The following is a 25,869-nucleotide window of genomic DNA, read 5'->3' as shown; positions in this document are numbered from 1 at the left end:
GTTTTCTTCATTATGAAATCATTCCTGAAGGGTCAAAGTTCAGGATGACTTCCCGCCATTGATCATACATTGTTTTTGGCAATTTTAAATCACTATAGGGGGCGCACATTCTTACGGCCCGTAGCGCGCTGTCCGCTGCGACCTTCATCGCCCCGGACATTCTGACATAATCATCTGCTACAGGCGGCCTTGCCAGATTACCGTCCAAAGTCAGATACATATAAACCTTAACCCTGAGGCTTCCCGCATCAAGAGCGCCAGAAGGCGGGTTCCAGCACTGCTCTTCAATTTTTTTTTGAATTGCTGCACTGATGCTCATTGTCTGACGTTGTACATCAAGTGAAGTTGCCTTCTGTTCCTGTGGCCCAAATTTTTCAGCAAGCCTGTCTGTGATGTTTTCCTGCTCCGGCACTTTGTTAAGAAGCTGTGCAATTCTGTCCGCATCATACCTGCTGGGCGGTTTCGGCTTGGCCCGCTGGGCAACCTGTGGTGGCTCAGACTTTTTCTCAGGCGGTTTTGGCTTTACGGCCGGCTTTTTTGCCTCTTCCGGCAAAGGCATTGACGACTGCATTAAAGGTGGCGGAGGCGGTAACTCTGCCTGACGCTCAGGAAGTTTTTTAGGCGGTTCAGGCTTTTCTTTCTGTGGCTCCGGCAATTTGGCAATTTCCATGGTTCTGGTTTCTTCATCAAACGGCAATATTTCAACCGGGATGACAACCATTTCTGAATCTTCCACACTGTCAAACCAAGCAATATCCATCGCCGCTATAATTAAAAAAGCGGCGTGAAAAATTCCTGATATGATAAGTGCGTTTCTCATTTACCTTAAAAACTCAAATATTACCGTGGTGGATCGGTTACCATGGCGACCCGTGAAAAACCGTTCCCGTTTAACATGCCAATTACTTCCATGACCCGTCCATAACTTACGCCCTTATCCCCATGAACATAAATGCGGTCTTCCTTGCGGTTTTCAAAAATTACGCTAATGCGGGCAACCATCTGGTTGAGTTCCACCTGCTCATCCTGAAGATAAATTTTACCTTCCTTATCAATGGTAATGGACAGCGGCGTATCATTTTCTGGCAGGTTATTTGCCCGTGAATTCGGTAGGTCAATCGGCACACCTACTGTGAGCAAAGGCGCTGCAACCATAAAAACCACAAGCAGTACGAGCATAACATCAACAAAAGGTGTAACGTTAATTTCACTCATTTGCTGATATCGTTTCGTGCGTCCCATCTGGCGTCCGCCGCCACCACTATGCATCTGCATAAGCTTACTCCTCATCCATCTGGCGCGAGAGAATTGTGCCAAATTCTTCAGCAAAGCTCTCAAGCCTGTTGGCATATCGGCCTAAATCCGCTGAAAGTACGTTATAAGCAACCACAGCCGGGATCGCGGCGACCAGCCCCATGGCCGTTGCGGCAAGCGCCTCTGCAATACCGGGGGCCACGACCGCCAGTGATGAATTATTTGACGAGGCGATTGACTGAAAACTGTTCATAATACCCCAAACGGTTCCAAACAGACCAACAAATGGTGCTGTGGAGCCGACGGTGGCCAGCACACTTAAATAATGCTCAAGTCTTTCCATTTCCCGGCTGACAGTAACCTGCATGACACGGTAAATTCTTTCCTGGGCGCCCATGGCAATTCTGCCTGTGCTGGCAATGGAAGACCTTTGCCATTCACGCATTGCGGCTACAAAAAGCATGGCAAGTGGATGATCGGCAGCATGTCGTGTCCGCTCATACAGGTCTTCAAGACTGTTTCCAGACCAGAATTCACCTTCAAATTCATCTGCGCTTTCATGCACTTTCCGTAATCTTCTGTATTTGTCGTAAATAATTGCCCAACACCAAACTGATGCTGCAAGCAAAATCAGCATAACGACCTGAACAGTAAAATTTGCCTGCCAAAACATGCCGAAAAATGAAAAATCCGGCGAAGTACCACCTAAGTCAATTGCTTCTACCGCCTCTACTGCACTTTGTGCAACGTCTTGTGCCATTCCTATGTCCCTAAAAAAACTTCACGTTGTTAAATTTATTATTCAAATCTTTCTGCAATTGCCTTAGGCAATCTTTTTGGTTTTCCGTCTTTGCCGATTGCGGCAATTTTTATTATTCCCAGAACCAGTTCTTCTTCTTTTTTAGTGATAATTTGCCTGATAACGATGCTGGCACCGCCGCGGTCGATGATTTCGCTCCTCACAATCAAATTATCATCAAATCGAGCAGGTTTTTTAAAGTCAATTTCCGCTCTTTTTACTACAAAACTGACGTCTTCCGGGTTGTTATAATCTAACATACCCTTTTGATCAATACCAAGTACCCTGAGCATCTCGGAACGTGCACGCTCCATGAATTTAAGATAATTGGCATAATAAACCACTCCGCCGACATCAGTATCTTCGTAATAAACACGTAGCGGAAAATAATGTATATTTTCTTTAATAGTTCCAGAATGTGGCAAAATTTCAGTCATATTTACTTTTTTGTCTCATTTTCGAGCAGGTTAAGCTGGGCCGCTTCAAAATTCTTCGGTGCTTTTAGGCCGATATGTTCAAATGCCTGCGGGGAAAGCATGCGCCCTCTTGGCGTCCGCTGGACGAGCCCCATTTGCATCAGATAAGGCTCAATAATATCCTCAATAGCATCCCTTGGCTCACTTAAAGCGGCCGCGAGGGTTTCAATACCGACCGGGCCACCACCATAATGTTCGCCAATGCATTTCATATATTTATGGTCCATGGCATCAAGGCCGCGTTTATCGACTTCCAGCCTTTTTAGGGCACTATCAGCAATTTCAGCAGTGATCGGTCCGCTGCCGGCGACTAGGGCAAAATCGCTGACCCGCCGCAGCAGTCGACCGGCAATACGCGGTGTACCCCGCGCACGTCTGGCAATTTCAAGGGCCCCGTCCCTGGTCATTTCAACACCAAGCACGCGGGCTGCCCTGCTTACGATTTTCTCAAGATCTTCCGGTTCGTAAAAATTAAGCCGTGTCGGAATGCCAAAACGATCCCGCAGCGGCGTTGTCAGCAACCCCGAACGCGTAGTTGCCCCGACCAGCGTGAATGGTGGCAGATCAATCCTTACCGATCTTGCTGCCGGACCTTCACCAATGATCAGATCTAGATGAAAATCCTCCATCGCCGGATATAAAATTTCTTCCACCGCCGGATTAAGACGATGAATTTCATCGATAAAAAGAATATCATTTTCTTCAAGATTGGTCAGAAGCGCAGCAAGGTCACCTGATTTTGATATCACCGGCCCCGCTGTAGCCCGAAAATTCACGCCCAGTTCTCTTGCCATTATCTGTGCGAGAGTGGTTTTTCCAAGGCCCGGAGGGCCAAAAAAAAGCACATGATCAAGGGATTTGCCCCGTGCTTTCGCGGCCTCGATAAACACTTTTAAATTATCACAGGCTTTACGCTGTCCAATAAATTCGGCCAATGTTGCAGGACGAAGGGAAGCTTCAAAATCCCCTTCCATTTTTTCGCTACTGATGATGCGGTCTTCCTGATCGGTCATTTAGACAGCTCCTTTAATCCAAGCCTGATTAGGGTCTGGACATCATCATCCGCCCCGTCACTTAATGCTTTTGATACGGCACGGTAAGCTTCCGCCTGTTTATAGCCCAGATTGGTGAGTGCGGAAACCGCATCAGCAAGTGCCGTCTGCTTAACGGATGTTCCTCCAGCTGATTTAATAGGCAACACAGCAAATTTAGCGACTTTGTCTTTTAACTCATTGACGATCCGGGTTGCCAGTTTGGGACCGACACCTGCGGCCTGACCCACGACTGTTTTATCCTGCGCTGCTATAGAGCTTGAAAGCTCATCAGGGCCAGCAACGGACAGAATGGCCAGCGCCACTTTTGCCCCAACCCCCTGAACTGTTTGAACCAGCCTGAACCAATCCCGTTCCAGTTCAGTCGCAAAGCCATATAAATGAAAATGATCTTCACGAATATGCGTTTCAATATAGAGAGTGACTTCCTGTCCGACTGCGTTCAAATTATTAAGCGTTTTTGATGAACAAAAAACATGATACCCAACACCCCCAACATCAATGATACACCAGTCTTCACCATAACTGTCCAGAATTCCCCTGAGCTTGGCGATCATGACCTTGCCCCTTTCATTATGATTTGAGCACCAGCGGTTTTCAGGTTTTCATTACGCATAGCTTCAGCAAGTCTTCCGTGTACCCCCCCGCTATGTGCATGACAAATTGCGACTGCCAGTGCATCGCCGGCATCTTCACCGTTTATTTTTACTCCCGGCAGCAATATTCCAAGCATAGCGGTTACCTGTTCTTTTCCCGCATGTCCTGAGCCCACGACCGCTTTTTTTATATGATTTGGGGAATATTCAGAAACGGGAATTCCCGCCATTGCCGGCACCAAAAGTGATATTCCTCTGGCCTGACCAAGTTTCAAGGTTGAGTTTGGATTTTTATTAACAAACGTTTCCTCAACGGCTGCGGATACCGGTTGCCAGTCAGCAATGACCTGTCCAAGCCCTTCGTATAGCTGCACCAGTCTCTCCGCAAGTGAAAGACTGTTGTCTGTTTTTATGATACCATTTGCGACATGGCTTAAGCGTGATCCTTCGACGTCAATAATCCCCCAGCCGGTTTTTCGCAGACCGGGATCAAACCCCACCAATCGTTGCCGACTATTGATCACGCGTCGAGCTGCTCCATTACATCATCAGGAATTTCATAATTTCCATAAACGTCCTGAACATCATCAAGATCTTCCAGGGCATCAATCATTTTCATTAGTCTGGTTGCATCTTCAAGACCAAGTTCAATGGTATTCTGAGCTTTCCACACCAGTTTAGTTGATTTGGCTTCGACGCCAGCTGCTTTTTCAAGAGCTGTTGAAACATTATTCAACTCTTCCATTGCACAGGTAATTTCGTGGGTGGTGCCATCCGTTTCAACATTTTCCGCACCGGCCTCCAGCGCCAATTCAAACATATCATCTGCGGATATATCGCTATCCTCGAAAATAATTTCCCCCACCTTGTCAAACTGATAGGAAACACTGCCATTTTCACCCATATTTCCACCGTTTTTCGAGAAAGCCGTGCGGATATCCGTTGCTGCACGGTTTCTGTTATCAGTAAGACTTTCAACAATAATCGCAGTACCGCCGGGGCCGAACCCCTCATAACGGATTTCATCATAATTATCACTATCACCGCCTTGTGATTTATTGATGGCACGGGTGATATTATCCTTGGGCATACTTTGTGTGCGGGCATTCTGAACAGCGAGACGAAGCCGTGCATTTGAGTCCGGGTCAGGACCGCCCATTTTTGCCGCAACGGTGATTTCTTTTGATAATTTACTGAATAGCGAGGAGCGCTTTTTATCCTGCGCGCCTTTTCTATACATAATATTCTTAAACTTGGAATGGCCTGCCATTTTCTTCTCTCTTTTTGTCCCGAATTCGGGATTAAAACATCTTAAATTGCTTTATAACCCCTTGATAAAGCAACCGTTGCAATTTGTGAATAACTTTTAGCTAAAGTTCAGGAAAAGTTTCAATAAGCCTCGCGCCCATTCTGATTGGCGCAATTCTTTTGGCAAGACCGGATTTGTCATCTGTTTCGACAAATACGCCACATAGGGTTGCAGGACCAAGAGCCGGAGAATAACGATCCCCGCGAAGTTTTTTGGTAAACCGGCTTATTGGTTCCACCTTATCCATACCGATGACACTGTTATAGTCGCCGCACATGCCCGCATCCGTCTGGTAAGCTGTGCCGCCATCAAAAATTTGGGCATCCGCAGTTGGTATATGGCTATGTGTTCCAACGACAAAAGATACGCGTCCGTCCAGATAATGGCCCATGGCCATTTTTTCCGATGTTGCCTCCGCATGTATATCAACCAGAGCAAAATGGACCGTTGAACCAAGCTGATGTCTTTTAAGTTCGTCATCAACAGCTTTAAAGGGATCATCAAGAGGATCCATAAAGACCCTACCCATCACGTTTATAACAAGAAGACGCCTGCCCCTTTTATCTTCAAAAATTGTTGAGCCTTTACCGGGCGTTCCTTCCGGATAATTGATCGGCCTGATCAGTCGCGGTTCATTATTGATATAGCTTTTAATATCTTTTTGATCCCAGACATGATTACCCGTTGATATAACATTAACGCCGAGATCAAAAAGTTCCCGCGCTATTTTTTCAGTAATACCGAACCCGGCTGCTGAATTTTCACCATTAACAATAATTGCATCTGGTTTTAGCCGGTCTTTGATTTCGGGTAATTTTTCTGCGACAATATTGCGACCACTGCGGCCGATCAGATCACCAAGATATATAATTCTCACTTATTTAAACCTGTATGTTGTTTTTTCGGTTATAACCATATCTAACGGTTGATCATAGCTTTCCGTTGGAACGCTATCAAGTTTTTGATCATCATAGGCTATGCCGATTGCAATTACATCCGGGTTTTTATTCCTCAGCTTTTCAAGTGTCCGATCATAATAGCCGCCACCATAACCCAAACGGGCGCCATTTTTATCAAAGGCAAGAAGCGGTACCAGCAAAACGTCCGGTGAAACAATTGCCCCTGTGGACTGTTTTGTGCCAAAGGGGCCATTATCAAGTGGTTCCCTTAAGTCCCAGGAATTAAATTCAAGAGGTTCTTTCTTCGCCCTGATTGTTGGAAGACATAATGGAAAACGCGCCGCATGCAAAACCTTTAATATCGTCAAGCAGTCCATTTCATCATTAATGGGGATAAATCCTGAAATAGTTCTGATTTCATCAAGTTCAGGAAGCATGATTACCTGTGAGGCTATTTTTCTGGCTGCCATGCCATTATCTTTGGCTTTGGCTTCTGCCCTGCGGATTAAAGATGCCTCTCTTAATGATTTTTTATCAGACATTTACCTGCTACTTCCAGACACAACTAAAATTAGGGTGCGGGACCGGTTTGCCGTGACTGTTATATATCCTCCAGAACCTAATACGTATAGGTGGGCGCCGCAATAACAAGGCCACGGCCAAGACAGAGGCAGCTCCCAATGGAGAATTATCGCCCCGGGGATAAGTTAAGCCACTAACAAAACAGAACCCGCAACATATATGTAAGGCTTCTTTTTGCTTAACTCAATGTCAAGATTGCATTATCGTGTAATTTAACATAAAAGTTTAGCTTATTTTATAAATTGAGTACCCATTATTGTAAAAAATGAAAAAAACCGCTCCCCATATAATCCATGTTTTTCCGTCTTTCGGACGGGGAGGTGTGCCAATAAAAATCAGCCATTCAATTAATTATTTTGGCACTAAAGCACGGCACACTATCATTTCCACCAATAAGGATTATAGTAGTGAAGATATTATACAGAATGGTCTGAACGTTGTAATTGACATGTCCCATCACGACATTCGCGGTGGTTTGCTTCACAGGATTAAAAAACACAGAAAATATCTAAAAAACTGTCACGGTGATTTACTGATCACTTATAATTGGGGTGCCGTAGAATGGGCGCTGGCCAACAGTTTCGGACCGATCATGCGCCACATTCACGTGGAAAGCGGTTTTGGACCGGAGGAGGCAACGAATACTATCCCGCGCAGAAATTTATTCAGGAGAATTGCCCTGCGCAATATTGAATTTTTATCTGTTCCGTCAATGAAGCTGGTTGAAATTGCCCGAACAAAATGGAAAATTCCTGAAAAAAAGATAAAATATATACCAAACGGGGTTGATCTTGAAAAATTCAGCAATGCCGCTGAACATTATTCCATTTCCGGTTTTCAGAAAAATACTGATGAAGTCATCATCGGCACTATTGCGCCGCTCCGGGCGGAAAAAAATATTTCAAGAATGATCAACTGTTTTCACACTGTTATATCAGAAAACCCGGACATAAAAACAAGACTACTGATCATGGGCGAAGGCGTTGAAAGGCCAAAGCTTGATAAACTGGTAAAAAATCTTGGCATTGAAGACAGAGTTTTATTTACCGGGCATATTTCTGAGCCTGCCAAAGCTATCGGGGCGCTTGATATTTTTGCCATATCCTCTGACACCGAACAAATGCCCAATTCTGTAAATGAAGCCATGGCTGCAGGACTGCCAATTGTCGGGTTGGATGTGGGTGATGTAAAACATATGGTCTCAGACGAAAATAAGGATTTTATCGTCGCCCCCGGAAATGATCAGACCTTTAATGAAGCTATGAAAAAACTGATCACTGACCGTAATGCGCAAAAAACCATAGGCGATGCCAATCTAGCCCACGTGAGAAAACATTATAACCGGATAGATATGTATAAAAAATATGCCGAACTTTGGGGGATTGACCCGGCAGATTAACTAGGCCTCTAGGCTCCGGGCAAGTTCCTCAATCCTGAGGACGGCTTTACCCATTGCAACATCCATACGTTTTACTTCTGCCTCTGCTTCGGCGTTGCTTGGAAGTTCTCCGTCGTTAATTTCCTGCATTTCATCCGCAATGATAATGGCTGTCATCAACAGCAATCTCAAATCACCGACCGGCCCCATCCGTTCAACAAGACTTGCAGCACGTTTATCAATATATTCTGCAAGCATTCTAAGCCGTTCTTCGCCACCGTCCTGACAGGCAAGATGATGTTCCTGATTATTAAACTTTACTGTAACCTGTCCCATAATCCTGTCCTTATTACTGAGTATTCTGCTCTGCAATCAGACTGTCCAGCTGCCTGATCATGATACCGATTTCCTGCTGAGCCGAATCGCCCGCTTTTTCAAGTCTCTCCAGACGCTCCTCAAGTTTCTCAACATTATCTCTTGCCACTTCAAGTTCTCTTGACAATGCCCGGTTTTCTTTTTCCAGCTGATTTATGAAATCAGCCTGTTCACTTGAGCCGGACTTGAATTTTGCCTGTTTTGATAAAATGGCCCGCTCAAGCCTTGCAAGCACTTCTTCCAGTGCCATTACGGTTTTATCTGCGGATAGCCTTTTTTCTTTCTCAACCATTTTAACTCCTGACAATTTTTTCCAAACATGAGCCGTGAGACTAGCAATATTTTACCAAAAAAATCCACCAAAAAGCTGAAGAAATTTAAAAACCGCAAAAAAAAGTAAAAACTTGGCATAAAAACAGCAGTTTTTCGCATAACATTATTGACCCTGAGGCCCAGAAAGTCCATTGTGCGCTTGGTAATTATCGGGTGGGAATTGTTATGTTATTACTCTGACAAAAATCAGGGTTTGTTTAATTTAAAATTATAAGGTTTTGTTCTATTAAAATGACAGCGTCAACAAAGGAAATGGCAAACGCAATACGTGCCCTCAGCATGGATGCGGTTCAGGCAGCAAAATCCGGGCATCCGGGTATGCCGATGGGAATGGCCGATGCGGCCACAGTACTTTTCAGCAAACATTTGAAGTTTGATCCGGACTGGCCGGAATGGCCTGATCGTGACCGCTTCATCCTTTCTGCCGGTCATGGTTCTATGCTGCTTTATTCACTTTTATATCTGGCCGGATATAAAAGCCCGACGATTGATGATATTAAAAACTTTCGCCAACTTCATCATCCCTGTGCCGGTCATCCTGAATATGGCGAAATTCCGGGCATTGAAATGACAACTGGTCCGCTTGGTCAGGGAATCGCAACATCTGTCGGATTTGCGATTGCCGAAAAATTAAGCGCCAGCAGGATGGGAAACATCATCGATCATCATACCTATGTTATTGCCGGTGACGGCTGCCTGATGGAAGGGGTTTCTCATGAAGCCATCTCCCTTGCCGGCCATTTGAAGCTTGGTAAACTTATCGTGCTTTGGGATGATAACAGCATTTGTATTGATGGCCCCACCGATATGACTGTTTCCGATAATCAGAGAAAACGCTTTGAAGCATCCGGCTGGCACACACTTGCTGTTGATGGCCATGATCCGGACGCGGTTGATGCAGCCATTGAAGCTGCAAAAAAAGATGATCGACCATCATTAATCGCCTGCAAAACGATTATCGGGTACGGTGCTCCGAATAAAGCCGGAACCTCAGCAACGCATGGTGCACCGCTTGGCGATGATGAAATTGCCGCCGCACGCGAATTCCTTGGTTGGTCATATCCACCTTTTGAGGTTCCTGACCATATTCTTTCCACATGGAGAAAAGCAGGAGCAAGAAGCAAAAATATTGCATCTTCATGGAAAGAAAAATTTGATGCATTGGACAGCAAAATCAAAGCTGATTTTAATCGCCGCCTAAACAAAGATCTTCCGGCCGATCTTGTTCCGGCAATCAATCTTTTCAAGAAAAACCTGGCCGAAAATCCTGTTGGCCCGGCCACCCGCATTGCATCGCAAATGGCGCTTGAAGTCATTAACCCGATCCTGAAGGAAACAATTGGTGGGTCGGCTGACCTTACCGGGTCTAACATGACACTGACCAAAGATCTCAGCCCGATTATGGAAAATGATTTCTCCGGGCGTTATATGTATTATGGCGTGCGTGAGTTTGGAATGGCTGCCGCGATGAACGGGTTGGCGCTTCACGGTGAATATGTGCCATATGGCGGAACATTTCTGGTTTTCACCGATTACTGTCGCCCGGCAATAAGGCTAAGTGCCCTAATGAAGCAACGGGTGATTTATGTTATGTCCCATGACAGCATAGGACTTGGCGAAGACGGCCCAACCCATCAGCCGATTGAGCATCTGGCTTCGCTCCGGGCAATGCCGGATGTTAATGTATTTCGCCCTTGCGACGCAATTGAAACAGCTGAATGCTGGCTTGCAGCGCTGGAAGATAAAGATAGACCATCTATCCTTGTTCTTACCCGTCAGGGATTAAAACAGGCACGGCTTGAACATACGGATGAGAATTTATCGGCAAAAGGCGGTTATATCATCAGTAAAGAAAGTGGTGATGCAGATGTAGTAATTATTGCCACCGGTTCAGAAGTAGAAATTGCCATCGAGGCGCAAAAGGAACTTGAAGCAGGTGGTACGTCCACCCGCGTGGTTTCGATGCCTTCGACAGAAAAGTTTGACGCCCAGGAAAAAAGCTATCAAAACAGTGTCATGGGCAATGCAAAGGTTTATGCATCCATAGAAGCCGGCGCAACTTACGGATGGGATAAATATGTAGGACGTGATGGTGTTAAAATTGGCATTGATCAGTTTGGCGCATCTGCCCCTGCAAAAGACTTATATAAATATTTTGGTGTGACAAAAGACAATCTGGTCGCATCAATAAAAGAAAAATTATAATTAATAAACTGGAGAAAATATTATGGCAATTCGTGTCGCAATTAACGGTTTTGGTCGTATTGGCCGCTTGGCCCTTCGCGGTATTTATGAAAGTGGCCGCAAAGATATAAAAGTGGTCGGGATTAACGATCTTGGTGACGTGGAGATGAACGCCTATTTGCTGAAACGGGACAGCGTCCATGGGTCGTTCCCATTTAACGTAAGTGTCGACGGCAATAATATCATCATTGGTGAAGATAAAATTGCGGTAACTGCTGAGCGCAATCCTTCTGACCTTCCATGGGGTGCGCTTGATGTTGATGTCGTATATGAATGTACCGGTATTTTTACATCACAGGAAAAAGCATCCGCCCATATTGCGGCGGGAGCCAAAAAAGTTCTGATTTCTGCGCCGGCCACCGGTGTCAGTAAAACAATCGTATATGGCGTAAACCATAACACTCTGGAAGCTGGTGATACCATTGTTTCCAATGCGTCCTGCACCACAAACTGTCTTGCCCCGGTTGCACAGGTTTTAAATGAAGCTGTCGGTATGGAAAAAGGGATCATGACCACCGTTCATGCTTACACAGGGGATCAGAGAATTCTTGATACGCTTCATAAAGACCCAAGACGTGCTCGTGCCTGCGCCCTTAGCATGATCCCAACTTCAACTGGTGCTGCGCGTGCCGTTGGTCTGGTTCTTCCTGAACTTGCCGGAAAGCTTGATGGTACTTCTGTTCGTGTACCGACACCAAATGTTTCTATGGTTGATCTGACATTCATTTCCAAAAGGGATACAACAGCGGAAGAAATTAATGCCGCCATTAAAGAAGCCGCCAATGGAAGGCTTAAAAATATTCTGGCCTATATTGATGAGCCTGTTGTTTCAATTGACCTCAACCATGACGCCCACAGCTCAAGCTTTGACGCATCACAAACATCAGTGATGGGCGGAAACCTGGTTCGTATTCTAACCTGGTATGACAATGAATGGGGCTTTGCCAACCGCATGTCTGATACCGCAAAAGTTCTTCATGAAGTCGGCTGATGGCGCGCTTCAGAAACATAGAAAGCCTGGGCCCGCTTGAAGGAACGCGGGTCCTGCTTCGGGCCGATCTAAATGTACCAATGACGGTAAATGAAGAAGGCGAGCGTATTGTCACCGACAATACACGAATTTTATCCGTGGCCCCTACCATAAAGGCCCTTTCCGATCAGGGCGCAAGGGTCATAATCCTCTCCCATTTTGGTCGGCCACAAGGGGTCAGAAATCCTGAAATGTCGCTAGAGCCTCTGGGTCAACCGCTGGCCAATATTTTAAAGCTTCCGGTTTCCTATGTTGATGACTGCATTGGTGATGAAGTTGTGGCGATCACAGAAGCAATGGAAGATGGCGCAGTGCTTCTCCTGGAAAATGTACGTTTTTATAAAGAAGAAACAAAAAACGATCCGGACTTTGCTGAGCAGCTTGCCAGAAATGCCGATTTTTTTGTTAATGATGCATTTTCCTGCTGCCATCGTGCCCACGCCTCCACAGTTGGCGTTGCGGAGATCTTGCCAAGTGCTGCCGGTCTTGCCCTTGAAAAGGAACTTGATGCTCTTGAAAAGGCATTGGGGTCGCCAAAGCATCCGGTTGCCGCATTGGTTGGTGGGGCCAAAGTTTCCACCAAACTTGATGTGCTTACTCATCTGGTCGAAAAAGTTGACCATCTTATTATCGGCGGCGGCATGGCAAATACATTCCTTGCTGCTCAAGGCATTGATGTTGGCTCTTCCCTCTGTGAACACGAACTATCCGGTACTGTTGTCTCAATTCTGGAAAATGCGACTTTAAATGACTGTAAAATCCATCTGCCAACAGACGTGGTTGTCGCGAAGGAATTTGCCGCAAACACCGCTAACAGAACAACCAGTATCAATGATGTCCAAAGCGACGAAATGATCCTTGATGTGGGCCTGGACACTGTAAAAGACATTTCTGCAGATCTGGAAGAGTGCAAAACGCTGATCTGGAACGGCCCAATGGGCGCTTTTGAAATTGAACCGTTTGATGTCGCCACCGTTGCTTTAGCTGTTAAGGCGGCCGAGCTTACAGAAAAAGGGCAACTCATATCCGTCGCCGGTGGCGGTGACACCGTTGCTGCCTTAAACCATGCCGGTGTTGCTGACAAGTTTACACACGTCTCAACAGCAGGGGGAGCATTCCTGGAATGGATGGAAGGAAAGGACCTTCCCGGCGTAAATGTTCTGCTGGCCGATCGGCGGCTCAGCTTATAAAATTCACAATCACATTCTAAAACGGAAAAGGCCGGACATTAAATGTCCGGCCTTTTTTATAAATTAAATTTTCACGTTTACTGCATCACTTTCGTTGCAGTATCAAGCTGATCGCAATAGGCATTCAGGACCTCAGCCAGCTTGGCCATTTGTTCCTGGGTTTCGCCCCATTTATATTCCTCAATACCTTCACGGACACCGGGAAGCGTTTTAACGCCATATCCAGTATAGTATCCTGGTGCATAAATATGATGGCGATACCACGGACGACGAGGCAAGCCTTCCGGTCTGGTCAATCTGGCCTCAATCTGATACATCAGCTTGTCAAGCTTGTTAACATTGCCTTTGCTCAGTTTATATCCACCTTCAGACATTGCCTTATAGGCGTCATCAAATGCCTTGGAAGACAATTTAAGACGCTCAACCGCATTTTGCATCGGTGACAGATTGATATAGGGGACTTCTTCCCTGAGTTCTGGAACAACGTAGCCTTCACGAATATTTGCCGCAGCTTTATAATGGCCGCCTTTTACCAGCATATTATGACGTTCAACTTCTTTGCGGGTTTTTTCCATGGCGGAAACCATTTCATCAGCATATTCAGAAACCGTGCGCGCCATATTACCAAATTCAAATGGCAGAACATCTGCATTGGCAAGACGGGTGACAACACGACCGGTAACCTCCCCTAGTGCGCCTGTGTAATAAAGACCAGGATCACGGAATTTGGTGTAATAATGATAGCTATCATAATTGGTATGATATGACCCACCATCAAATTCGCCGCCAAATCCTATATTCATTGAGGCGATACCAAGATGTTGGAAAAATCCTGAATAGTCAGAACCTGAACCCAGTGCGCTTAGATAATAATGGCTGGATTTTTCAGCACGGGACCGGGTCATCGAGTTCGAAGACATAAGATTTTTTGACTGAACTCTTTCAGCCGCTGTCATTCCTTGAATAGGGTCTTTTACAGCATGAGCAATCTGGTCAAAGAACGCTTCCAGAGTATGGGAACCGCCTGCACCAAGGAACCCTGCACCATTACCATCCGTATTGATATAGGCGACAACTTTTTCAGAAATTTCCTTGGCATGTTGTTCAACCCATTCGACAGACCCCATAAGTCCCTGCTCTTCAGACCCCCAGGTCGCAAAAACAATTGATCTTTTCGGCTTCCATCCTGTTTTCTTTGCATATTCAGCAAGAATACGGGCTTCTTCCATTTCGACTACAAGTCCTGAAATCGGATCAGCCGCACCATGCACCCAGGCATCATGGTGATTGCCGCGCATAATCCACTGATCCGGAAATTCCGAACCCTTCATGGTGGCAATAATGTCGTATGTCGGAACAACATCCCAGTTAAACTCAAGTTTAAGATGAAGTTTTGCCGGGCCAGGCCCCATGTGATAGGTAACCGGTAAAGCACCACGCCAACGCGGCGGTGCAACCGGACCTTTTAGAGCCTTCAGGATTGGAAGGGCGTCGCTATATGAAATTGGCAATGTCGGAATACCGACAAAAATTTCCACATCCTTCAAATCAATTCTTTTTGCTTTTTCCGTCGCCCCGACATTCGGAGTGAGCGGGTCACCGGGTCGGGTCGGCAGATCCATGATTGATCCGCGCTGAGCACCGGTAGGATGTTTCCATGCCCCTTCCGGATAAATATCCCCCTGACCATAACCGTCATCTTCCGGATCAGAATAAATAAGCGCGCCGATCGCACCATATTCCTCAGCCATTTTTGGTTTTATGCCCCTCCACGAACCGCCATATTTGGCGAGAATGATTTTTCCCTTTACATCAACCCCGCGCCGTGCCAGATCTTCATAATCCTCCCTCAGGCCCTGATTAACAAAGACCACTTCTGCCGTCACATCCCCATCCGGTGAAAAGGCATGATAAACCGGTAGACGGTCGTCTTCATTAGAAGTCGGGTCTTCCGGAACTGACACTTCCTTTAGTGAAGCTGTCCATTTTTCAGGTTCAACCAGCTCAACAACACGAACTTTTGGTGTTGGCATGAGAACATTATAGGTTTCAATTTTTGTATCATATCCCCATTCATTATATTTGGCAGCTACAAATTCGGCGACCTCCTTATCAAATGGCTGTCCTGTTGCATGCGGTCTGGATGTCATAAACTTCATCCAGTCATCCATATTCTGTTTATTGATACTTTTATCCAACTCTGCTTCCAGGGCATATTGTTTGTCACTATTTTCCTTCGTAAAACCACGAATGGTTTCAGCAGCATTTGCACTGGTCGCTGTCACTGCCAGTAATGCCGTTGCTTTAATCAGGTTAGCCAAATTTATTTTTTTGCGGCCCACTTCATTTCTCCCGTTAGAATTTATTTTAGAAAAAATCCTATGGTAATTATCTTTTAATTGCAAGCAAAGCGCTCAAATAAAAAAAGGCCCGGAATTATTCCGAGCCTTCTTATTATTATTTGTCAAATATTATGCTATTCCGGCTTATCCAGCTTGACGGGAATATGTGCATATTGACCGCTTCGGTAAATTGAAAGAAGTACGGCTGTCCGACCAGCATTACGCTGCTCTTCGATCTGCTTCTTCACGTCTTCCACCGTTTTGACTTCCTGCTGGGTTACTTCCACAATCACGTCGCCACGACGCAGTGAGCGAAGCCCTTCCCTGCCGGAATCATAGTCAACACTGGTAATAAGAACACCGTCAATATTATCTTCGATTTCAAGCTCTTCACGAGCTTTGTCATCAAGATTGGTCAGACTTAGACCCAGAACTGATTCCAGCTCTTCTTTGGTGTCTTTTTGAGCAGCATCATCCTTCACTGTTGTACCTTCATCAAGCTCATCAACTGTAATCTTCAAAGTAATGCGCTTGCCTTTCCTGAGCACAATCATATTAACAGTGCTGCCGATTTTTGTATTGGCCACTTTTGTTGTCAGATCACGGACTTCTTTAATTTTGGTACCGTCAAATTCAACAATTATATCGCCAAACTGTACACCGGCTTTGCTTGATGGGCTGTCATCTTCAACGGTACTGACAATTGCGCCAACCGCTTCATCCATACCCAGACTTTCCGCAATCTCCTTGGAAACCGGGCCGATGCGAACACCGATACGGCCGCGTTTTGTCCGTCCGAACTCACGCAACTGGTCAATAACGACTTTAGCCTGAGTTGACGGGATGGCAAATCCAATACCGATATTTCCACCGGTCTGTGAATAAATTGCCGTATTAATACCAATCACCTCACCGTCCATATTGAACATCGGGCCACCGCTATTGCCGCGGTTAATGGATGCATCGGTCTGGATATACTGGTCATATGGGCCTGATTGTATGTCACGGTTACGCGCAGAAATGATGCCCGCTGTTACTGTTCCACCTAAGCCGAACGGCTCGCCAATCGCCAGAACCCAATCACCAACCCGGGATTTCTTATCATCGCCGAAGGTAACGAACGGCAGATCTTCATCGACTTCAATTTTGAGAACAGCAAGATCGACTTTGTCATCCTTACCAATAAGTTCCGCGGTGAATTCTCTACCATCATGAAGTTTTATTGAAATTTCATCTGCATCATCGATAACGTGATTATTCGTAACAATGATACCTTCTTTATCAATGATAAAACCGGACCCAAGAGATCTTCTCTGTTGCATACGTGGACGGCTGTTCCCACTGTCATCATCTTGCTGATCGGGATTTTGAAATCTCTTGAAGAAATCCTCAAATGGGGATCCGGGAGGAAAATTATAGCCATTACCTCTGCCACCTCTATCAACACGAATATTTTGCGTTGTATAAACATTTACTACAGCAGGGAGCAATTTTTCGGAAAGATCCGCAAAACTTTTTGGTGCTCCCTGAGCATTTAATAATGACGGAGCAACAATCATATATACCAATATGAAGAAAGCTCCTGCTATTCGTTTACTAATGTTCATCATTTTTTTCCTGATAGACCAAATTTAAATTTTATTGTTACTTAGTATCATATTATCCTCAAATATGACGAAATTACGGTAATATTACGGATTAGAACCTATAAAACTGTCATTTGAATATATATATAATGACCAGGCCAATAAAGACAGCGATCAGACCCACTAATCTTATTGAATTTTCATCCTGTTCCAGCACCAGTTTTATCATTCTTTTCATTGATGCCGGAAAGAAGGCATAAATAAAGCCTTCAATAATAAATAACAGGCCAAGTGCAATTATAAATTCTGTCATTTAAACTGCCGATTAATTATGGGTTAATTGCCTCCCATACTTTCAAAATATTTGAAAAACTCACTATCGGGAGACAGAACCATTGATGTATCCCCATTTTTCATTGCATTTTTATAAACTTCCATTGAACGGTAAAACGCATAAAATTCTGCATCCTTACTATAGGCATCAGCATATATTTTTGCTGCAATTGCATCGCCTTCACCACGTAGTTTCTCCGCATCACGAGTCGCTTCAGCAAGAATTACCGTTTCATCACGTTTTGCCTTGGACGTAATTCTTAAGGCTTCTTCCTCACCACGGGCACGGATTTCACGGGCAACCTGATTACGGTCGGCGATCATGCTTTGAAAAATCGGTGCACTATTTTCTTCAGGGAGATCAGTACGCTTAATCCTTAAGTCAACAATTTCTATCCCAAGATCAGAAGCTTCCTGAAAAACCGCATCACGAATACTTTGACGCAGTTCACGTCTTTCGCCACTTAATGCCTTATTGAGTTCTTCAACACCGAAAACTTTACGCAGGTTTGAGTTGGTAATAATTGATAATCTGTTTTCAGCGCCTTTCTCATTTCGAACCGCCTGATAGACTTTTAGAGGATCCTGAATTCGAAACTCCGTAAACGCATCAACAATCATCCTTTTCTGATCGGATGTGATCGCAATAATTTCTGGCATATCCAATATTCTGATCTGGCGGTCGAAATAAATGACATCCTGAATCAGTGGAATTTTAAAATGAAGACCGGCATCTTTAACCGTTCTTTTCCATTCCCCAAATTCCAGAACAATTGCCTGGTTGGTTTCTTTTATCTGAAACGTCGCAGCTCCGAATAATATCAATCCGCCACCGACGATCACAAGTGCAATAATAGCTTTAATATTTCTCATCTCTCTATCCTATTGCTGATCGTTCGATTTTTTATTGAGTTCCGGTAACGGAAGATATGGCACAACGCCGCCGCCTTTATTATCAATGACAATTTTATTCGTGCCTGACAAAACTTCCTGCATCGTATCAAGGTAAAGACGTCTTTTTGTTACATCCTTTGCTTTTTGATATTCCGATAAAATAGCTTCAAAACGGGATGCCTGACCTTCCGCTTCGGCGATCACTTTCTGTTTATACCCTTCTGCTTCCTGTATCATACTTGCCGCTTTACCGCGTGCCTGCGGAACAATTTTATTTTGTTCCAATTTCGCCAGACTAATTACACGTTCCCTATCGGCTTCCGCTTTCTGTACATCGTTAAAGGCATCTGAAATTTCTGCTGGTGGCTTCACATCTTCCATTTTGACCTGGGTAATTTCAATACCGGCATCATACCGGTCTAAAATTTCCTGAGTAATCTGCATCACTTCGAGTTCAATTCCGTTTTTATTATTGGTCATAACATTCTGAACATCGGTTTTTGCCACAACTTCACGCATCGCACTTTCAGCAATGGATTTAACGCTTTCCTCCTTATCCCGTAAGTTAAACTGAAACTTTGCAGGATCCCGAACTTTCCACATAATTGAAAATGGTGCATCGACAATATTTTCATCACCGGTGAGCATCTGACGTTCTTTTTGTGCTGTGATGCTGTTTCCAAATCCGATTTGGATGACATTAATCGCTGTTACTTTTGTAATCTGCTTTGTTTCAAAAGGCGCAAACATAAAATGAATGCCCGGATCTGTGGTTTCAACCCATTTTCCAAATCGTAAAACGATAGCCTGTTCATCTGTATCAACAATGTAAATGCAAAGATATAACCAAAGGGCGACGACACCCAATATGATAAAGCTTACGCTTTTACCACTTCCAAAATTTTCACCACCATCACCACTTCCGCCGCCGCCGAAAGCGCTTCTGAATTTATCCTGACCTTTGCGAATGAGCTCATCAATGTCCGGCGGTTGTCCGCCACCGCCCTTTTTGGGGCCTTGTCCCCACGGTCCACGATCACCACCATTATTTTGCCAAGACATCTATTGCTCCTTGTAAATATTTACAGGAATTATACAATTATCCACAGAATTCCCTTTTAAAAAATTATATCTATCTTATATGCTAACTACCGTTCTACATCAACGGTAGAACAAAGTTAATTGCACTATAGGTAAGCATGAAATGACAGACGTCAAGCGAGAACAGCTTTTATCAGCCCTAAAAACCATCAATCATCCAGAAAAGAATAAAAATATTGTTGATCTGGGCATTGTCCAGGGGCTGGTCGTTAAAGATGGTGCAGTAGGATTTGCCCTGAATATTGACCCTTCAGAGGTTGAGTTAATGGAAAAACTGAGAGGTACATGTGACAGGCTGCTAATGCAGATTGATGGCGTGACAAAGGTGACTTCAGTTCTGACTGCTGAACGCGATGCCAAGAATGAATCCCCAAAGCCAGGCTTCGGTGAAAAAAGAGCCTTTGGCGGACATGGCACTCCTCCTCCGCAGGGTCCCGCTGCCATTCCCGGCGTAAAACATGTCATCGCCGTTGCAAGTGGCAAAGGTGGGGTCGGAAAATCAACAACCTCCATTAACCTTGCTCTTGCCTTTTCAAAGCTCGGCCTTAAAGCCGGCATTTTCGATCTTGATATTTATGGGCCAAGTGTACCACGATTAATGGGGCTTCCAGACGCCAGGCCGGAAAGCTTAGGTGACGGTAAAATAACTCCACTGAAAAATTATGATATCGTCAGCATGTCGATCGGCTATCTTATGGAAAAGGACGCTGCCACAATCTGGCGCGGCCCCATGGTTATGGGCGCAATTCAGCAAATGCTCCGTGATGTAAAATGGGATTTATTCGGCCCCATAGATGTGTTGGTCCTTGACCTGCCACCCGGCACGGGCGATGCACAGCTCACCATGGTACAAAATATCAGGCTGGATGGAGCAGTGATCGTCTCCACCCCACAGGATCTGGCCCTGATTGATGCGCGCAAAGCAATCACCATGTTTGATAAAACCAATACCAATATCTTCGGTATAATAGAAAATATGAGTTATTTCATCTGCCCGCACTGCGGGGAGCGTTCCGATATTTTCAGCCACGGTGGTGCATGTGAAACGGCAAAAGAAAAGAATATGGATTTTCTGGGATCGATCCCGCTTGATATGGATATCCGCTCAAGTTCCGATTACGGCAAACCGATTGTGATCAGCCAGCCGGAAAGTCCACATACCAAAGCCTATATTGAAATTGCCGATAAAATTCTGGAAAAATTACATTAAGTGTCAAAACTGATCGTTCAAAGTATCCTGTCCTCAAGGACATCAAGTATTTTGGAAGCCGCTTCAGGAATATTGGTACCCGGACCAAAAATGGCACTGACCCCTGCATTATAAAGATCATCATAATCCTGTGCCGGAATTACCCCGCCAGCAACGACCATGATATCGTCTGCGCCTTCTGCTTTTAAGGCTTTTATCAGGCTTGGAATAAGTGTTTTGTGGCCAGCTGCCTGTGATGATACACCTATAATATGAACATCATTTTCAATGGCTTCGCGTGCCGTTTCAGCGGGTGTCTGAAACAGCGGTCCGACATCAACATCAAAGCCGATATCCGCAAAAGCGGTTGCAATTATTTTTGCACCACGGTCATGACCATCCTGCCCCATTTTGGCAACCAGTATCCGGGGCCGACGTCCGACTTTCTCCATAAACGCAGTAATTTTATCCTGAATATCCACGTAATTTTTATCCCCTTTATAGGCCGCACCATATACACCTGAAATTGATTTAATTTCTGCACGGTGCCTTCCAAAGACCTCTTCCATCGCAGCGGAAATTTCCCCAAGAGTTGCCCTTGCCCGTGCCGCTTCAATCGCTTTTTCCAATAGATTGTCGCCTGATCTTGCCGCGTCTGTCAATGCTTCCAGAGCTACCCGACATTTATCCGCGTCACGGTTTTTCTTAACGGCTTTCAGTTTTTTAATCTGAGCCTTGCGAACTGCGATATTATCAATTTCAAGAATATTTATATCATCTTCTTCTTTCAGGCGATATTTATTGACCCCGACAACCGTTTCCTCGCCCCTGTCTATGCGGGCCTGCTTCATGGCTGCCGCTTTTTCAATATTCAGTTTAGGAAGACCTTTTTCCACCGCCTTGGTCATCCCGCCCATTTCTTCTATTTCAGTAATAATTTTCCAGGCTTCCTGAACCAGTTGATCTGTCAGGCTTTCCACATAATATGATCCGCCAAGCGGGTCGACCACATTGGTCATATTTGTTTCTTCCTGCAATATAATCTGAGTGTTTCGGGCTATCCGCGCAGAGGCATCGGTAGGCAAGGCCATAGCTTCATCAAATGAATTTGTGTGTAAGGACTGGGTGCCGCCAAGCATGGCCGCCATGGCCTCAATCGTTGTGCGGATCACATTGTTATAGGGGTCTTTTTCAGTCAGCGAAGCCCCCGATGTCTGACAATGGGTTCTAAGCATCATGCTTTTCGGGTCTTTGGCGCCGAAATTTTCCATGATCTGTGCCCAAATAGTTCTTGCTGCGCGCAATTTGGCCACTTCCATAAAGAAATTCATACCAATCGCAAAAAAGAAGCTCAGTCGCGGGGCAAAATCATCAATATCAAGCCCTTTTGCCATAGCGGTGCGAACATATTCCATGCCGTTGGCCAGGGTATAGGCAAGTTCCTGAAGCTGGTTTGACCCCGCTTCCTGCATATGATAACCGGAAATGGAAATGCTGTTATAACGGGGCATTTCCTTTGATGTATATTCAATAATATCACCGACGATACGCATGCTGGGTTCCGGCGGATAGATATAGGTATTACGTACCATAAATTCCTTTAAAATGTCATTCTGAATGGTGCCGCTGAGCTGGTCCCGGGACACCCCCTGCTCTTCCGCCGCGACAATATAGAACGCTAAGCATGGAATAACAGCGCCGTTCATGGTCATTGACACCGACATTTTATCAAGCGGGATGCCGTCAAATAATATTTTCATATCCTCTACGCTATCAATAGCTACCCCGGCTTTACCCACATCGCCTTCAACCCTAGGGTGGTCACTGTCATATCCACGGTGCGTTGCCAGATCAAAGGCAATTGAAAGCCCCATCTGACCTGCTTCAAGGTTCCGGTGATAAAAAGCATTGCTTTCTTCTGCTGTTGAAAAACCGGCATACTGGCGGATTGTCCACGGACGTCCGGCATACATGCTGCCACGAACACCGCGGGTATAAGGGAAAAATCCCGGTAGATTATCCTTATGAGCAATGGACGATAAATCATCGGCCGTATAAAGTGGCTTGACGTTAATCCCTTCCGGGGTCAACCAATTAAGTTCATCCGGTGACTTGCCGCGGAGTTCACCCGATACAAGCTTACGCCAGTCTGAAAGTGTTTCAGGTTTTTTTGTCACCTAATTACCCCTCTAATCCGCATTATGTTACTGATGAGTAGCATTTTATAGAATAAAAAGGAACTTCGCAAGCCTATTGACTATTTTCGCGCATAAGCAAGATTTGGGGCCAGCCATCTTTCCATAGTGGCCAGATCCATGTCTTTTCTTTTTGCATAATCCTCGACCTGGTCTTTGGAAATTTTTCCGATACCAAAAAACTGACTTTCAGGATGCGCCATATAATAGCCACTGACCGAAGAGGCCGGTAACATAGCCATACTGTCCGTCAGTTCAATACCGGCATTCTGCCTTGCATTCAGCAATGAAAATAGTGCCGGTTTTTCAGTATGATCAGGACAGGCCGGATAACCGGGGGCCGGTCTTATGCCACGAAATCGTTCTTTAATCAGATCCTGATTATCAAAATTCTCGTTCCGGGCATAACCCCAGAATTCTTTCCGGACACATAGGTGCATATGCTCTGCAAAGGATTCTGCCAAACGGTCAGCAAGTGCCTTAAGTAAGATATCATTATAATCGTCATGGGTTCCCTTAAAGAGCGCTAGTTTTTCTTCTATACCGATGCCCGCTGTCAAGGCAAAGCCACCCATATAATCATGAATGCCTGTTTCTTTCGGGGCAATAAAATCAGCAAGGCACATATTGGCCTTGCCACTTCTTTTTTTCATTTGCTGACGCAGGAAATGGATGGTTTCTATTGTTTCTGATCGTTCATCGTCAGTATAAAGCTCCACATCATCCCCAACCGCATTTGCCGGCCAGAAGCCAATGACGGCCTTGGCTTTAAGCCATTTTTCATCAACGATCTTCTGCAGCATGGCTTGCGCATCTTTAAACAGGTCAGAGGCACTTTTCCCGACAACTTCATCCGTTAAAATTTGAGGATATGTTCCCGCCAGCTCCCAGGTGCGGAAGAACGGCGTCCAGTCAATGGTATTGACCAGATCGGAAAGATCATAATCTTCAAAGGTTTTAAGGCCCGTAAAACTCGGCTTTTCCGGGACATATCCGTTCCAGTCAATTTTAAAATGGTTTTCGCGTGCCTCAGCAATCGTGACCTGGTTATCCGACTTGTCCCGATTTTCATATTTGATACGCATATCAAGATAGTCTTTAGCCACTTCAGCACTGAATTTATCTTTCGTCGTTTCATTCAGAAGACTTCCGGCAACCCCAACCGCCCGCGATGCATCCAGCACATAAACAAGTGGTCCGCTGTAATTCGGAGCAATTTTGACAGCCGTGTGAACTTTTGATGTCGTCGCCCCGCCGATCAAAAGCGGCAGCTTCATATCCAGCCGTTCCATTTCAGCGGCGACTGTGCACATTTCTTCTAATGATGGGGTAATAAGACCGGAAAGACCAATCATATCGACATTCTCATCTTTGGCTTTTTGCAGAATATCTTCACATGGCACCATGACACCCATGTCAATCACTTCATAATTATTGCATTGGAGGACAACGCCCACAATATTTTTGCCAATATCATGAACATCGCCTTTCACGGTTGCCATTAAGATTTTACCATTGGATGATGATGCCTCACCCTCCACCTTCTCTGCTTCAATAAAAGGCAGCAGATAAGCAACCGCCTGCTTCATGACCCGTGCCGATTTTACCACCTGCGGCAAAAACATCTGTCCTGAGCCAAACAGGTCACCGACAATATTCATTCCCGCCATCAGCGGTCCTTCGATCACTTCAAGCGGTCGGTCAAATTTTTGTCTGGCCTCTTCGGTATCCGCTTCAATAAAAGCGGTAATTCCTTTAACCAGTGCATGGGAGAGCCTTTCCTCTGCGGTTCCCTTCCGCCATTCAAGGTCTTCTTTCTTTTCTTCTCCTGCCTCACCTTTATATTTTTCGGCGATTTCAAGTAGTCGGTCTGTTGCATCACTGCGGCGGTTAAGGATAACGTCTTCAACCCTCTCCCTTAGCTCATCCGGAATTTCAGAATAAACAGTCATCATACCGGCATTGACGATCCCCATATCCATCCCTGCCTGAATGGCATGATACAGAAAGACACTGTGCATTGCCTCTCGTACCGGATTGTTACCCCGGAAAGAGAATGACACATTACTAACGCCGCCGGAAACATGACAGTAAGGCAGGTTATCTGTAATTTTGCGGGTCGCTTCTATGAAATCGACCCCGTAATTATTATGGTCCTCAATACCGGTTGCCACAGCAAATATATTGGGATCAAAAATGATATCTTCCGGCGGGAAGCCAACCTTTTCAGTCAGAATTTTATAGGATCGTTCACATATTTCATATTTCCGGTCCAGCGTATCTGCCTGCCCTTTTTCATCAAAGGCCATAACGACGGTTGCCGCGCCGTAACGCTTTATCAGCTTTGCCTGACTGATAAATATATCTTCACCTTCCTTAAGCGAGATACTGTTGACGATTGCCTTGCCCTGCACGCATTTAAGGCCCGCTTCGATAACTGACCATTTTGAGCTGTCAATCATGATCGGCACCCGTGAAATTTCAGGCTCTGAAGCGATCAGATTTAGGAATTTGACCATGGCCGCTTCTGAATCAAGCATGGCTTCATCCATATTGACATCAATGATCTGGGCGCCTGCCTCTACCTGTTGCAGTGCCACTTCAAGAGCTGCATCAAACTCGCCATTTAAAATAAGTTTTTTAAATTTTGCTGATCCGGTGACATTGGTCCGCTCACCAATATTGATAAAAATACCCTGTCTTTTTGTCATT

Annotated in this window: 24 protein-coding genes; 5 read left to right on the top strand and 19 right to left on the bottom strand. The window is 45.2% G+C overall.

Going from position 1 to position 25,869, the window contains the following annotated elements; all coding sequences use genetic code 11:
• Positions 1 to 10: 10 nt before the first annotated feature.
• The 10 genes from R3D86_07340 to R3D86_07295 form a co-directional block, all read right to left on the bottom strand.
• Positions 11 to 820, bottom strand: a complete 810-nt coding sequence (locus R3D86_07340; protein ID MEZ5758018.1) for a hypothetical protein — start codon at positions 818 to 820, stop codon at positions 11 to 13.
• Between the two features lie 20 nt (positions 821 to 840).
• Positions 841 to 1,275, bottom strand: coding sequence for a protein TolR (tolR, locus tag R3D86_07335; protein MEZ5758017.1), 435 nt, complete (start codon positions 1,273 to 1,275; stop codon positions 841 to 843).
• Between the two features lie 4 nt (positions 1,276 to 1,279).
• The gene (gene tolQ / locus R3D86_07330; GenBank protein MEZ5758016.1) at positions 1,280 to 2,014 is read right to left on the bottom strand and encodes a protein TolQ; all 735 of its coding nucleotides are present in this window, start codon (positions 2,012 to 2,014) and stop codon (positions 1,280 to 1,282) included.
• Between the two features lie 38 nt (positions 2,015 to 2,052).
• Entirely contained in the window at positions 2,053 to 2,490 is a 438-nt protein-coding gene (ybgC, locus tag R3D86_07325; GenBank protein MEZ5758015.1) for a tol-pal system-associated acyl-CoA thioesterase, read from the bottom strand.
• Between the two features lie 2 nt (positions 2,491 to 2,492).
• Positions 2,493 to 3,542 (bottom strand): Holliday junction branch migration DNA helicase RuvB, encoded by a 1,050-nt coding sequence (gene ruvB / locus R3D86_07320; GenBank protein ID MEZ5758014.1) that lies wholly within the window; start codon positions 3,540 to 3,542, stop codon positions 2,493 to 2,495.
• On the bottom strand, positions 3,539 to 4,138 hold the full coding sequence (ruvA, locus tag R3D86_07315; GenBank protein ID MEZ5758013.1) for a Holliday junction branch migration protein RuvA: 600 nt from the start codon (positions 4,136 to 4,138) through the stop codon (positions 3,539 to 3,541). The genes ruvB and ruvA overlap by 4 nt, the downstream gene beginning before the upstream one ends.
• Positions 4,135 to 4,701 (bottom strand): crossover junction endodeoxyribonuclease RuvC, encoded by a 567-nt coding sequence (ruvC, locus tag R3D86_07310; protein MEZ5758012.1) that lies wholly within the window; start codon positions 4,699 to 4,701, stop codon positions 4,135 to 4,137. The genes ruvA and ruvC overlap by 4 nt, the downstream gene beginning before the upstream one ends.
• Entirely contained in the window at positions 4,698 to 5,447 is a 750-nt protein-coding gene (locus R3D86_07305) for a YebC/PmpR family DNA-binding transcriptional regulator (GenBank protein ID MEZ5758011.1), read from the bottom strand. The genes ruvC and R3D86_07305 overlap by 4 nt, the downstream gene beginning before the upstream one ends.
• A 100-nt stretch (positions 5,448 to 5,547) precedes the next feature.
• Entirely contained in the window at positions 5,548 to 6,363 is an 816-nt protein-coding gene (locus tag R3D86_07300) for a TIGR00282 family metallophosphoesterase (GenBank protein ID MEZ5758010.1), read from the bottom strand.
• Positions 6,364 to 6,927, bottom strand: a complete 564-nt coding sequence (locus tag R3D86_07295; GenBank protein ID MEZ5758009.1) for a 5-formyltetrahydrofolate cyclo-ligase — start codon at positions 6,925 to 6,927, stop codon at positions 6,364 to 6,366.
• A gap of 362 nt (positions 6,928 to 7,289) precedes the next feature.
• On the opposite strand from R3D86_07295, the gene R3D86_07290 reads away from it, so the two are divergent.
• Positions 7,290 to 8,366 carry a glycosyltransferase gene (locus R3D86_07290; GenBank protein ID MEZ5758008.1) on the top strand — a complete coding sequence of 359 codons (1,077 nt, stop codon included), beginning with the start codon at positions 7,290 to 7,292 and terminating at the stop codon, positions 8,364 to 8,366.
• Here R3D86_07290 and R3D86_07285 read toward each other — a convergent pair whose 3' ends face one another.
• Positions 8,367 to 8,681, bottom strand: a complete 315-nt coding sequence (locus R3D86_07285; GenBank protein ID MEZ5758007.1) for a cell division protein ZapA — start codon at positions 8,679 to 8,681, stop codon at positions 8,367 to 8,369. It lies immediately after the preceding gene.
• Between the two features lie 13 nt (positions 8,682 to 8,694).
• Entirely contained in the window at positions 8,695 to 9,012 is a 318-nt protein-coding gene (locus R3D86_07280; protein MEZ5758006.1) for a hypothetical protein, read from the bottom strand.
• A 272-nt stretch (positions 9,013 to 9,284) separates the two neighbouring features.
• Here R3D86_07280 and tkt point away from each other — a divergent pair, with 272 nt between their 5' ends.
• Genes tkt through R3D86_07265 form a run of 3 tightly spaced genes read left to right on the top strand, consistent with a single transcriptional unit; the run spans position 9,285 to position 13,517 of the window.
• Entirely contained in the window at positions 9,285 to 11,258 is a 1,974-nt protein-coding gene (gene tkt / locus R3D86_07275; GenBank protein ID MEZ5758005.1) for a transketolase, read from the top strand.
• Between the two features lie 22 nt (positions 11,259 to 11,280).
• Entirely contained in the window at positions 11,281 to 12,288 is a 1,008-nt protein-coding gene (gene gap, locus R3D86_07270; GenBank protein ID MEZ5758004.1) for a type I glyceraldehyde-3-phosphate dehydrogenase, read from the top strand.
• Positions 12,288 to 13,517 carry a phosphoglycerate kinase gene (locus R3D86_07265; protein ID MEZ5758003.1) on the top strand — a complete coding sequence of 410 codons (1,230 nt, stop codon included), beginning with the start codon at positions 12,288 to 12,290 and terminating at the stop codon, positions 13,515 to 13,517. Before gap ends, R3D86_07265 begins: the two co-directional genes overlap by 1 nt.
• Positions 13,518 to 13,594: 77 nt before the next feature.
• On the opposite strand, the gene R3D86_07260 is transcribed toward R3D86_07265, so the two are convergent.
• From R3D86_07260 to hflK, 5 genes are all read right to left on the bottom strand, one after another.
• Positions 13,595 to 15,859: a transferrin receptor-like dimerization domain-containing protein gene (locus tag R3D86_07260; protein ID MEZ5758002.1), complete on the bottom strand. Its 2,265-nt coding sequence runs from the start codon at positions 15,857 to 15,859 to the stop codon at positions 13,595 to 13,597.
• Positions 15,860 to 15,993: 134 nt separating this feature from the next.
• A complete protein-coding gene (locus tag R3D86_07255) occupies positions 15,994 to 17,469 on the bottom strand; it encodes a DegQ family serine endoprotease (GenBank protein ID MEZ5758001.1) in 1,476 nt (491 codons plus the stop codon).
• 106 nt (positions 17,470 to 17,575) lie between these two features.
• Complete coding sequence (locus R3D86_07250) at positions 17,576 to 17,758, bottom strand: DUF2065 domain-containing protein (GenBank protein MEZ5758000.1); 183 nt, start codon at positions 17,756 to 17,758, stop codon at positions 17,576 to 17,578.
• 23 nt (positions 17,759 to 17,781) lie between these two features.
• Positions 17,782 to 18,651, bottom strand: coding sequence for a protease modulator HflC (hflC, locus tag R3D86_07245; protein ID MEZ5757999.1), 870 nt, complete (start codon positions 18,649 to 18,651; stop codon positions 17,782 to 17,784).
• 9 nt (positions 18,652 to 18,660) lie between these two features.
• Positions 18,661 to 19,734 (bottom strand): FtsH protease activity modulator HflK, encoded by a 1,074-nt coding sequence (gene hflK, locus R3D86_07240; protein MEZ5757998.1) that lies wholly within the window; start codon positions 19,732 to 19,734, stop codon positions 18,661 to 18,663.
• 142 nt (positions 19,735 to 19,876) lie between these two features.
• On the opposite strand from hflK, the gene R3D86_07235 reads away from it, so the two are divergent.
• Positions 19,877 to 20,983 (top strand): Mrp/NBP35 family ATP-binding protein, encoded by a 1,107-nt coding sequence (locus R3D86_07235; protein ID MEZ5757997.1) that lies wholly within the window; start codon positions 19,877 to 19,879, stop codon positions 20,981 to 20,983.
• A gap of 17 nt (positions 20,984 to 21,000) precedes the next feature.
• Here R3D86_07235 and scpA read toward each other — a convergent pair whose 3' ends face one another.
• Both scpA and metH read right to left on the bottom strand, forming a co-directional pair.
• Positions 21,001 to 23,139, bottom strand: coding sequence for a methylmalonyl-CoA mutase (gene scpA, locus R3D86_07230; GenBank protein ID MEZ5757996.1), 2,139 nt, complete (start codon positions 23,137 to 23,139; stop codon positions 21,001 to 21,003).
• 80 nt (positions 23,140 to 23,219) lie between these two features.
• Positions 23,220 to 25,868: a methionine synthase gene (metH, locus tag R3D86_07225; GenBank protein MEZ5757995.1), complete on the bottom strand. Its 2,649-nt coding sequence runs from the start codon at positions 25,866 to 25,868 to the stop codon at positions 23,220 to 23,222.
• Position 25,869: the final 1 nt, after the last annotated feature.

The sequence above is a fragment of the Emcibacteraceae bacterium genome (assembly GCA_041396985.1).
In the GTDB taxonomy this organism is placed as follows: Bacteria; Pseudomonadota; Alphaproteobacteria; order Sphingomonadales; family Emcibacteraceae; genus Pseudemcibacter.
The sequence above is the reverse complement of the archived record's forward strand: the minus strand, read 5'-3'. Positions and strand labels throughout refer to the sequence as shown.